This is a genomic window from Streptomyces odonnellii, assembly GCF_000981895.1.
Classification (GTDB): domain Bacteria; phylum Actinomycetota; class Actinomycetes; order Streptomycetales; family Streptomycetaceae; genus Streptomyces; species Streptomyces odonnellii.
On record NZ_LATD01000076.1, the window covers coordinates 21,504 to 32,346 of the forward strand.

Here is a 10,843-nt window from a genome sequence, read left to right on the forward strand (position 1 = left end):
CCCGCCGTCCCCCGGGGGGCCTTCCGGCACCAGGGCCCGGGAAGATCCACCGGGCACCCCCTAGTGTGGGCATATGAGTACGTTGCGTGGACGGGGCACCGTCGAGGGCCTGCCGGAGTGGGACCGCTGCGCGGTCATGGGTGTCGTCAATGTGACGCCCGACTCCTTCTCCGACGGTGGCCGCTGGTTCGACACCACCACCGCCGTCAAGCACGGCCTCGATCTCGTCGCCGAGGGCGCCGACCTGGTCGACGTCGGCGGTGAGTCCACCCGCCCCGGCGCCACCCGGGTCGACGAGGACGAGGAGCTGAGACGCGTCGTACCGGTCGTACGGGGCCTGGCCGCCGAGGGTGTCGCCGTGTCCGTCGACACCATGCGCGCTTCCGTCGCCGAGCAGGCGGTCGCGGCCGGAGCCGTCCTGGTCAACGATGTCAGCGGCGGGCTCGCCGACCCGGCCATGGTGCCCGCGGTCGCCGCCGCGCGCGTGCCCTTCGTGGTGATGCACTGGCGCGGCTTCAGCGAGACCATGAACAGCCGCGCCGTCTACACGGACGTGGTCGCCGAGGTCCTCGCCGAACTGCGCGCCCGTATGGACGCGGTGATCGCCGGGGGCATCGCCCCCGAATACCTCGTCGTCGATCCCGGCCTCGGCTTCGCCAAGCAGGCCGGCCACGACCTCGCGCTCCTCGCCCATCTGCCGGAACTGCGCTCCCTGGGCCGCCCGCTGCTGGTCGCCGCCTCCCGCAAGCGCTTCCTCGGCCATGTTCTCGCGGGCGGCGAGGGATCCCCGCCGCCTGCCCGCGAGCGCGACGCGGCCACCGCCGCGGTCTCCGCCATAGCGGCCCACCAGGGCGCCTGGGCCGTACGGGTCCATGAGGTACGGGCGACCGCCGACGCCGTACGGGTGGCGCGCGCGGTCGAGGGCGCCGCCCGGTGACCGCCCTCACGGACCAGGAACAGGTCGAGCAGGCCAACACGACCTTCTACGAGGCCATGGAGCGCGGGGACCTCGATGTGCTGTCCGGGCTCTGGCTGGAGGGCGAGGACGACGAGATCTCCTGTGTCCACCCCGGCTGGCCCGTGCTCACCGGCCGCGGCGATGTGCTCCGCTCGTACGCCCTGATCATGGCGAACACCGAGTACATCCAGTTCTTCCTCACCGATGTCACGGTCGCCGTAGCCGCGGACACCGCCCTGGTGACCTGCACCGAGAACATCCTGAGCGGCGGCCCGGCCGAGGAGAGCGGCGAGCTGGGACCGCTCGTCGGCCAGCTCGTCGTCGCCACCAATGTGTTCCGGCGTACCCCCGAGGGCTGGAAACTCTGGTCCCACCACGGTTCACCCGTTCTGACCGAAACCGATGAGGAACCGGACGACGAGACACCGGCCTGAGTGGGTAGGCGCCCCCTTGTGTGAACCGGTTGCCGGAGGCCGTGCGCGAGGTCGGCCCCCGACGGCGCGGCGCCGCGCCCGTCACCCCCTCGGGGTAGAGCTGTCGGTGCCCGCGAGTAGATTCAGGCGAGGGCACGCGGCCGCCCGAACGCGGTCAGGTGCCCCCGGACCAACGACAGCAGGAGTGATTCGCGTGGATCGTGTCGCGCTGCGCGGCCTCAAGGCCCGTGGGCACCATGGCGTCTTCCCCCGGGAACGGGAGGAGGGCCAGACCTTCATCGTGGATCTGGTGCTCGGCCTGGACACCCGTCCCGCAGCGGTCGACGACGACCTGGCGAAGACCGTGCACTACGGAATCGTGGCCGAGGAGGTCGTGGAGGTCGTCGAGGGGGAGCCCGTCGACCTGATCGAGACCCTGGCCGAGCGCATCGCCCAGCGGTGCCTGAAGCACGACCGGGTCCAGGAGGTCGAGGTGGTCGTCCACAAGCCCGACGCCCCGATCACCGTTCCGTTCGACGATGTCACCGTCACCATCACCCGGAGCCGAGCATGAGCGTGTTCTCTACCAATGGGCCGCAGAGCGACCCCACCGTGCAGCCGGTACCCGCCTCTGTGGTCGCGCAGGTGGACGCGGCGGACACCACGCTCTCCAATCCGAAACGCGCCGTGGTCTCCCTCGGCTCCAATCTCGGCAACAGACTGGAGACCCTCCAGGGCGCCATCGACGCGCTGGAGGACACGCCCGGCCTGCGGGTCAAGGCGGTCTCCCCGGTGTACGAGACGGAGCCCTGGGGTGTCGAACCGGGCACCCAGCCGTCGTACTTCAACGCGGTCGTCGTGATCAGGACGACACTGCCGCCGTCGTCCCTGCTGGAGCGCGGCCAGGCCATCGAGGAGGCGTTCGACCGGGTCCGGGACGAGCGCTGGGGGCCGCGCACCATAGACGTGGACATCCTGGCGTACGCGGACGTCGTCTCGGACGACCCGCAGCTCACCCTCCCTCACCCCCGCGCCCATGAACGCGCCTTCGTGCTCGCTCCGTGGTACGACGTGGAGCCGGAGGCACAGGTGGCCGGCCATGGCGCGGTCGCCGAGCTGCTCGCGCGGATCGGCCGCGGCGGTGTGCGGACCCGGGAGGATCTGGAACTCCGCCTCCCCGAGTAGTCGTTAGGCTCAGCGGGTCGGTACGGCAAGGCGAAGGGCGGCTCTCTCGGTGAAGCAGTTGCGGATCGGCGTCCTGGCCGGCCTGTTCGTGGTGGCCGGTGTGCTCGCCTGGGCCGGTGCCCGGCTCTGGGACTCGTTCGGCACGCTGCCGAGCGTCCCGCTCGCGGCGCCCATCGTCCTGGCCGTGATCGCCGCCGTGCTCACCGCCACCGCCCTGTCCCTGCGCGCCCGGCTCAAGGCCCAGCGCGAGCGCCGCCCCGACGCCAAGGGGGTCGATCCTCTGATGGCGGCCCGCGCGGTCGTCTTCGGCCAGGCCAGCGCCCTGGTGGCGGCCCTGGTCTCAGGTATCTACGGCGGTACGGGCGTCTATCTCCTGGGCCATCTCGACATCCCCTCCCGCCGCGACCAGGCCATCTATGCGGGCTTCTCGGTCCTGGCGGGCATCGCGGTGATCGTCGCGGCCTTCTTCCTGGAGCGCGTCTGCAAGCTCCCCGAGGACCCGGAGGACAAGAACCACAACAACCACGGCACGGCCCCCGCCGGCCCGGTCTGAGCCGCTACGGCCGCTGAGCGCCGAGCCACCACGACCCCGAGCGCCACGGCCGGCCGCCAGCGGCCGGCGTGTCAGCGGGCCATGATCAGGCTCATGGCCTCCGCCCGGGTCGCCGGCACCCGCAACTGCCCGCGCACCGCCGACGTGATCGTCTTGGCCCCCGGCTTGCGCACCCCGCGCATGGTCATGCACATGTGCTCGCACTCAATGACCACGATCACCCCCCGCGGATCCAGGATCTCCATCAGGGAGTCGGCGATCTGTGTGGTCAGCCGCTCCTGGACCTGCGGCCGGCGGGCGTAGACATCCACCAGCCGGGCCAGCTTCGAAAGACCCGTGATCTTCCCGTCCGCCGACGGGATGTAGCCGACATGGGCCACCCCCACAAAGGGGACCAGGTGATGTTCGCAGGAGGACATCACTTCGATGTCCTTCACCAGCACCATTTCGTCATGGCCGAGATCGAACGTGGTCGTCAGCACGTCCTCCGGCGTCTGCCACAGTCCCGCGAATATCTCCCTGTACGCGCGGGCCACACGACCGGGGGTCGCTCGCAGACCCTCGCGGTCCGGGTCCTCCCCGACGGCGATGAGGAGTTCGCGCACCGCATTCTCCGCCCGCTTCTCGTCGAATTCGCGTATGGGCGTCTCACCCTCCAGCGTCACCGGGTCGGTCATGTGTGCCTCGTTCCTGTGCCGTCCTCGTGGGCGGGCAGACGAATGCCGCGCCCCCACAGGCTAAAACCTGGGGGGCGCGGCATCCATTCCGGGCCGTATGAGAGGCCGGGCCTCAGCTCTCCGGACGGTCCTCGGGGAGCGCCTCGGCGGAGGTGTCGCCGTTGGTCACGGCGGGCATTCCGCCGTTCGACCCTGCCGCGCCATTGGTCAGTGCCAGCTCCTTGGGCGAGAGAACCGGCGGGCGTGTCGAGGGCGTACGACGCGAGGAGCCGGTCCACGCCGGACGGGCCGGACGCTTGACGACGGTCGCGAAGACCTCGGCGATCTGGTCCTTGTTGAGCGTCTCCTTCTCCAGGAGCGCGAGCACCAGATTGTCGAGAACGTCACGGTTCTCGACGAGGATCTCCCAGGCCTCGTTGTGCGCGGTCTCGATGAGCTTCTTGACCTCTTCGTCGACCAGCGCCGCGACCTCTTCCGAGTAGTCGCGCTGGTGCGCCATCTCCCGGCCGAGGAACGGCTCCGTGTTGTCGCCGCCGAACTTGATCGCGCCGAGCCGCTCGGTCATGCCGTACTGCGTGACCATCGCGCGGGCCGTGGCCGTGGCCTTCTCGATGTCGTTGGCCGCGCCCGTGGTCGGGTCGTGGAAGACCAGCTCCTCGGCCGCGCGCCCGCCCAGCATGTACGCGAGCTGGTCGAGCATCTCGTTGCGCGTGGTCGAGTACTTGTCCTCGTCGGGCAGGACCATGGTGTAGCCCAGCGCCCGGCCACGGCTGAGGATCGTGATCTTGTGGACCGGGTCGGAGTTCGGAGACGCCGCAGCGACCAGGGCGTGTCCGCCCTCGTGGTACGCGGTGATCTTCTTCTCCTTCTCGGACATGATCCGGGTCCGCTTCTGCGGGCCCGCCACGACGCGGTCGATCGCCTCGTCCAGGGAGTGGTTGTCGATCAGCTTCTTGTCGCTGCGCGCCGTCAGGAGCGCCGCTTCGTTCAGCACGTTCGCCAGATCCGCGCCGGTGAATCCGGGCGTACGACGGGCGACCGCGCCCAGATCGACGTCCGGGGCGACCGGCTTGCCCTTCTGGTGGACCTTGAGGATCTCCAGCCGGCCCTGCATGTCCGGGCGGTCGACGGCGATCTGCCGGTCGAAGCGGCCGGGACGCAGCAGCGCCGGGTCGAGGATGTCGGGCCGGTTCGTGGCGGCGATCAGGATCACGCCGCCCTTCACATCGAAGCCGTCCATCTCGACCAGAAGCTGGTTCAGCGTCTGCTCGCGCTCGTCATGACCGCCGCCGAGGCCCGCGCCGCGGTGTCGGCCGACGGCGTCGATCTCGTCGACGAACACGATCGCCGGGGCGTTCGCCTTGGCCTGCTCGAAGAGGTCGCGGACGCGGGACGCGCCGACACCGACGAACATCTCGACGAAGTCGGAGCCGGAGATCGAGTAGAACGGCACCCCGGCCTCACCCGCGACCGCGCGGGCGAGCAGCGTCTTGCCCGTACCGGGCGGGCCGTACAGCAGCACACCCTTCGGGATCTTGGCGCCGACCGCCTGGAATTTCGCCGGCTCCTGGAGGAACTCCTTGATCTCGTGGAGTTCCTCGACCGCCTCGTCGGATCCCGCCACATCGGCGAAGGTCGTCTTGGGGGTGTCCTTGGTGATGAGCTTGGCCTTGGACTTCCCGAACTGCATGACCCGGGAGCCGCCGCCCTGCATCTGATTCATCAGGAACAGGAAGACGACGACGATCAGGACGAAGGGCAGCAGAGACAGCAGCACCGAGATGAACGGACTCTGCTTCGACGGCGAGACCGTATAGCCCTTGCTGATGTCGCCGTTCTGGAACTTGACCTGAAGCGTCTTGGCCAGCGTCGATCCCTGGCTGCCGATATAGCTCGCCTGGATCTTGTCGCTGCCCTTGACCTTCAGGCCGTCCTTGAGGTCGACCTTGATGATCTGCTCGTCACCGGTGGTCAGTCTGACCTGCTCGGCCTGGTTCTTGTTGATCGCCTGGACGACCTCACCGGTGTCCACCGTCTTGTAGCCGCCCGACGAGCCGACGACCTGCATCAGCACGACCACGGCGAGGACGGCCAGCACGATCCACATGACCGGCCCACGGAAGTATCGCTTCACGTCCATCCATACGGAGCGAAGTCGCCCCGTCCCTCCTGCCCGTAGGTAAATGCCGCTGTGAGAAAAAGACTGTTCTTCGGACGGTACCCCAGCATTGTGGCCCGCGATGGCACGGGACGGCTGACAAACCCGTCTTCCCATGCTTCAACGGCGCGAGAGCCCCTGGGGTTCCCGGCGGCGGAGCCTTTCCGGCGCCGGGTCCGGCCCGTGCCCGGGCGCCGTACTAGCCGCCGTAGACGTGCGGCGCAAGCGTCCCGACAAAAGGCATGTTCCGGTACTTTTCCGAGTAATCCAGGCCATATCCGACGACAAACTCATTCGGAATGTCAAAGCCGATCCATTTGACGTCGATCGCGACCTTCGCGGCGTCCGGCTTGCGGAGCAGGGTGCACACTTCGAGCGAGGCGGGCTCGCGGGAACCGAGGTTGGAGAGGAGCCAGGACAGCGTCAGGCCCGAGTCGATGATGTCCTCGACGATCAGGACGTGCTTGCCCTTGATGTCGGTGTCGAGGTCCTTGAGGATCCGGACCACTCCGGAGGACTGGGTGCCGGCCCCGTACGAGGAGACGGCCATCCAGTCCATCGTCACGGGGGTGGACAGCGCGCGCGCCAGGTCCGCCATGACCATCACGGCGCCCTTGAGGACCCCGACGAGAAGCAGATCCTTGCCTGCGTACTCCGCGTCGATCTTCGCGGCCAGGTCGGCCAGCTTCGCGTCGATCTCTTCCTTGGTGATGAGCACCGACTGGAGGTCGCTGCCCATGTCCTTGTCGTCCACCCGTATCACTTTCGTTGTCGGCCGGGGGTCCGGGACTCACGCCCCGGGAGACACAGCCGTAGTGCTTCCGCGCTTCAGCCCTGCCGGACGACCAGTCTGCCACCCTGCCTCATGGCCTCCACCCGGCCGGGCAGGTTGATGGCTCCCTGGCCGCGCCAGCCCGTGATCAGGCGGTCGACCTCTTCGATGTGACGGGCGAACAGCGAGCCCGCGGGGGCGCCCGCGGCGATGACCGCCCTGCGCAGCACCCGGCGGCGGACGGCGGGCGGCAGCGCGTACAGCTTCGCGCAGTCCAGCAGCCCGGTCTCGTCCCGTACGGCGTGGTCCGCGTCGGCGGCCCAGGCGTCGAGGGCGTCGGCGTCGTCGCGGGAGAGCTGTGCCGTACGGGCCAGGGCCTCGACGACACCCTTGCCGAGACATTTCTCCAGCGCGGGCAGGCCTTCGTGGCGCAGCCGCGAGCGGGTGTAGGCCGGGTCGCTGTTGTGCGGGTCGTCCCAGACCGGGATCGACTGGACCAGACATGCCTTGCGGGCGGTCTGGCGGTCGAGCTGGAGGAAGGGGCGCCGGTAGCGGCCGGCCGTCCCCGAGACGGCCGCCATACCGGACAGGGAGCGGGTGCCCGAGCCGCGGGCGAGGCCCAGCAGGACGGTTTCGGCCTGGTCGTCACGGGTGTGGCCGAGCAGGACGGCGGTGGCGCCATGGCGCTCGGCCGCGGCGTCGAGGGCGGCGTAGCGCGCGTCACGCGCGGCGGCTTCCGGACCGCCGTCGCGGCCCACGGTCACGGCGACGGACTCGACGGGGTCGAGCCGCATGGCGGCGAGCCGGGCGACGACTTCGGCGGCGCGGAGGTCGGAGCCGCTCTGGAGGCCGTGGTCGACGGTGATCCCGCCGGCCCGTACGGAGAGCTTGGGGGCCTCGAAGGCGAGCGCGGAGGCGAGCGCCATGGAGTCGGCGCCGCCGGAGCAGGCGACCAGCACGAGCGGCCGCTCGCCGTACAGGCGCGCGGCGGAGGCCGGGGAGGCGGTGGGGGACGAGACGACCGCGCTGTCGGTCAGCACGTCGTGGAGTACGCGGCGTACCGCCAGGCGTATCGCCGCGACCGCAGGATGGGGACCCATATCCGGTGCCCTTCGTGATGTGTTTGGGGGGTGCCTCGCTCGGTGTCCCGGCCGCTGTACAGACGGAGAGCGTCACTCAGAGTGCGTCGATGGTGACAGAACCGAGCCATTACCCGAGCATTGCACGCCTATCCCTCACTCACGGTCCCTCGGATGGGTGATACATGGGGCGTGCTTCTGCCACGGGCCGCGGGCCACCGCCGTGGATCGCCGTGAGCCGGGCCCGGGTCATCAGTCCGCCTTCCGGTGCACCCGTGCGATCCAGTCGGCAGGTTCGGCGATCTCGGCCTTGGTGGGGAGGGTGTTGGGCGAGGTCCAGACCCGGTTGAAGCCGGCCATGCCGACCTCCTCGACAACGGTCCGTACGAACCGCTCCCCGTCCCGGTACTGGCGGAGCTTGGCGTCGAGGCCGAGCAGCTTGCGCAGCGCCTGGTCGAGCCGGCTGGCGCCGCGCGCCCTGCGCTGCTGGAACTTCTCGCGGATCTCGGCGACGGTGGCCACCACATCGGGCCCGACCCCGTCCATCACATAGTCGGCGTGGCCTTCGAGCAGGGACATCACGGCGGTCAGCCGACTGAGGATCTCGCGCTGGCCGGGGGTCTGCACCAGCTCGACGATGCTTCTGCCGTGCTCGTCCTCCTCGCCCTCGGGCCGGCCGCCGGCGAGCGACTGGGCGGCCTCACGAAGCCGCTCCAGCACGGTCATCGGGTCGACCTCGGTCTCGTCCAGGAAGGACTGGATCTCGCCCTGGAGGTGGTCGCGCAGCCAGGGCACACCGGTGAACTGGGTGCGGTGGGTCTCCTCGTGCAGGGCGACCCAGAGCCTGAAGTCGTGCGGATCGACGTCCAGTTCGCGCTCGACGTGGACGATGTTCGGGGCGACGAGCAGCAGCCGTCCGGCGCTGTGTTCGCCCGCGGGGAGATCGCGGGTGGCGGGGGCGAAGGTCTCGTACTGGCCGAGCACCCGGGAGGCCATGAACGACAGCAGCATGCCCAGCTCCACGCCGGTCACCTTGCCGCCGACCGCGCCGAGCACCGCGCCGCCGGGGGTGTTCGAGCGGCGCTCCAGCATCTTTTCGAACAGGGGCTTGAGCAGCTCGCGGAACCCGGCCACGTTCGCCTTCACCCAGCCGGCCCGGTCGACGACCAGGACGGGGGTGTCCGGGGGCTCATGGCCGTCCGGGACCATCCGCGTGTATCCGCGTACATGCTCCTCGGAGGCCTTGGCATGCCTGCGCAGCTCGGCGACGATCGCGCGCGCCTCGTCCCGGGTCACCTCGGGCCCGGGCCGTACCAGGCGGGTCGCGGTCGCCACCGCGAGATTCCAGTCGACCATCTCGGCACCACCGATGCTCGTCATGTGTCAACCGTACGTGGTCGGCCCGCGGAGCGGTGAGGTGTCAGGGACCGGGATCTTCCCTCGTACCGCCCCTTAGGCCCTGTCCGGCCGATCTTCGCGGGCCCACGACGCCTGGCACGGCACCTCGCTGCGTTGTCGGAGTCGCCCGAGTACGTCCAGTACAAGGGCGATCCTCCGCCTTGCGATGCACCGCACCAGACGCCGCGGTCTGATCCACGAAGATCGACCGGACAGGACCTAAGGGTTCACCGGCACCCCGGAATCAGGCCCGGGACCGGGCGGGACGGGGGCTCCGGCGCCGGTTGGGCCGTCGGAGGGCCTGGCGGAGTACGTGGACGGGGCTTCGAGAGGACGTACGGGAGGGCGTACGGGACGGGCACGCGCGGCGGATACGACGGGGCACGCGGGACAGGCACGCGCGGCGGTACGAGGGGGGCGCGCGGGTTCAGCGGATCGTTCAGCGGATCAGGGCGGCCGAGAGCCGGTCCAGGGCCGTCTGCGCTTCCCCGGGAGCCGTGGTCGAACCCGCCATGAAGGCGAAGGCCAGCAGCCGGCCCCGGGCGTCGACGACGGTGCCGGCCAGGGTGTTCACCCCGGTGAGCGTGCCCGTCTTGGCGCGTACGAGTCCGGCCGCGGGGGCGGTGTTCTCGTACCGGCTCCGGAGAGTGCCGGTGAACCGGGCGATGGGCAGCCCGGTCAGCACGGGTCGCAGTTCGGGGTGGTCCGGGTCGGCCGCGCGCGCCAGCAGCGCGGTGAGCAGCGCGGCGCTGGCCCTGTCCTTGCGGTCCAGGCCGCTGCCGTCGGCGAAGCGGGCTCCGGTGAGCGGCAGGCCGAGCTTGCCGAGCTGGGCGCGGACCGCCCGGTCCCCGCCGTCGAAGCTGGCGGGCATGCCCAGGGCGATCGCGGTCTGCCGGGCGAGAGCCTCCGCGGTGTCGTTGTCGCTGTCGGTCAGGGTGCGTTCGACCAGGGCGGAGAGCGGCTGGGAGTAGGTGCGCGCGAGGAGCTTGGAGTCCTTGGGGGCCCTGGCCTCGGTGGGGGCCGCGGTCGTACGGATGCCCCGCTCGCGCAGCAGTTCGGCGAATTCGCGGGCCGCGGCGCCCGCGGGATCGCCGCCGCGGAGCGCGGGTCCGCGGGTGGAGTCGTCGAGGCGGGCCTGCCCGGTCATCAGCGCGGTGACGGGGGCGATGTTGTCGTTGGGGCCGATGGGGTGCAGCTTGGGGCCCGAGTAGAGGGAGATGTCGTAGTGGAGCTCGGCCTTGGCGACCCCGCGGTCGCGCAGCGCGCGGGCGGTGTCGTCGGCGAGCGCGCCCAGACCGGTCCGGTCGAGGGTGGAGTCCCCGCCGCCGACGAGGGTGAGCCGTGTGGCGTCCGGCGAGGCCCGGACCGTGGTGGCGATGCGGTGGTCGGGGCCGAGGGCGGAGAGCGCGGCCACCGTGGTCGCGATCTTCACGGTGGAGGCGGGGGTCATCGGGGTGTCCGCGGCCCTTCCGTACAGCGGCTCGCCGGTGGCGGCGTCGACGACCGAGGCGCTGCGCAGCCGGCCGAGGTCCTTGTTGTCGAGCAGCGGCCCGAGCTTCTCCTTGAGGTCCTCGGACAGTTCGGCGGGCTCGGCGGCCGGGGCGGTGAGCGCGGAGAGCACCCCGGGGGCGCTGGGGGCGGGTGCGGGCG

At 70.5% G+C, this 10,843-nt stretch carries 11 protein-coding genes; 5 read left to right on the top strand and 6 right to left on the bottom strand.

The features are described from left to right. The first annotated feature begins 73 nt into the window (after nucleotides 1-73). The 5 genes from folP (at nucleotide 74) to WH07_RS09220 (ending at nucleotide 3,109) form a co-directional block, all read left to right on the top strand. Nucleotides 74-937 (top strand): dihydropteroate synthase, encoded by an 864-nt coding sequence (gene folP, locus WH07_RS09200; protein ID WP_046497664.1) that lies wholly within the window; start codon nucleotides 74-76, stop codon nucleotides 935-937. Beyond that, complete coding sequence (locus tag WH07_RS09205; RefSeq protein ID WP_046497667.1) at nucleotides 934-1,392, top strand: nuclear transport factor 2 family protein; 459 nt, start codon at nucleotides 934-936, stop codon at nucleotides 1,390-1,392. Before folP ends, WH07_RS09205 begins: the two co-directional genes overlap by 4 nt. A gap of 193 nt (nucleotides 1,393-1,585) precedes the next feature. Next, nucleotides 1,586-1,945 (top strand): dihydroneopterin aldolase, encoded by a 360-nt coding sequence (gene folB, locus WH07_RS09210; RefSeq protein ID WP_046497669.1) that lies wholly within the window; start codon nucleotides 1,586-1,588, stop codon nucleotides 1,943-1,945. Next, nucleotides 1,942-2,556, top strand: a complete 615-nt coding sequence (gene folK / locus WH07_RS09215; RefSeq protein WP_046497671.1) for a 2-amino-4-hydroxy-6-hydroxymethyldihydropteridine diphosphokinase — start codon at nucleotides 1,942-1,944, stop codon at nucleotides 2,554-2,556. The genes folB and folK overlap by 4 nt, the downstream gene beginning before the upstream one ends. 49 nt (nucleotides 2,557-2,605) lie before the next feature. After that, nucleotides 2,606-3,109, top strand: a complete 504-nt coding sequence (locus WH07_RS09220) for a DUF3180 domain-containing protein (RefSeq protein ID WP_046497674.1) — start codon at nucleotides 2,606-2,608, stop codon at nucleotides 3,107-3,109. A gap of 71 nt (nucleotides 3,110-3,180) precedes the next feature. On the opposite strand, the gene folE is transcribed toward WH07_RS09220, so the two are convergent. The 6 genes from folE to dacB all read right to left on the bottom strand — a co-directional run. Further along, nucleotides 3,181-3,786 (bottom strand): GTP cyclohydrolase I FolE, encoded by a 606-nt coding sequence (folE, locus tag WH07_RS09225; RefSeq protein ID WP_046497677.1) that lies wholly within the window; start codon nucleotides 3,784-3,786, stop codon nucleotides 3,181-3,183. 112 nt (nucleotides 3,787-3,898) lie between these two features. Continuing rightward, nucleotides 3,899-5,926 (bottom strand): ATP-dependent zinc metalloprotease FtsH, encoded by a 2,028-nt coding sequence (ftsH, locus tag WH07_RS09230; protein WP_046497680.1) that lies wholly within the window; start codon nucleotides 5,924-5,926, stop codon nucleotides 3,899-3,901. A gap of 217 nt (nucleotides 5,927-6,143) precedes the next feature. Then, a complete protein-coding gene (hpt, locus tag WH07_RS09235; protein ID WP_046497711.1) occupies nucleotides 6,144-6,683 on the bottom strand; it encodes a hypoxanthine phosphoribosyltransferase in 540 nt (179 codons plus the stop codon). Between the two features lie 89 nt (nucleotides 6,684-6,772). After that, nucleotides 6,773-7,816, bottom strand: coding sequence for a tRNA lysidine(34) synthetase TilS (tilS, locus tag WH07_RS09240; protein ID WP_046497683.1), 1,044 nt, complete (start codon nucleotides 7,814-7,816; stop codon nucleotides 6,773-6,775). A 231-nt stretch (nucleotides 7,817-8,047) separates the two neighbouring features. Next, the gene (locus tag WH07_RS09245) at nucleotides 8,048-9,175 is read right to left on the bottom strand and encodes a zinc-dependent metalloprotease (protein ID WP_046497686.1); all 1,128 of its coding nucleotides are present in this window, start codon (nucleotides 9,173-9,175) and stop codon (nucleotides 8,048-8,050) included. A 457-nt stretch (nucleotides 9,176-9,632) separates the two neighbouring features. Beyond that, nucleotides 9,633-10,843 (bottom strand): D-alanyl-D-alanine carboxypeptidase/D-alanyl-D-alanine endopeptidase (dacB, locus tag WH07_RS09250; protein WP_046497712.1); only part of this gene is annotated, 1,211 nt, incomplete at its 5' end.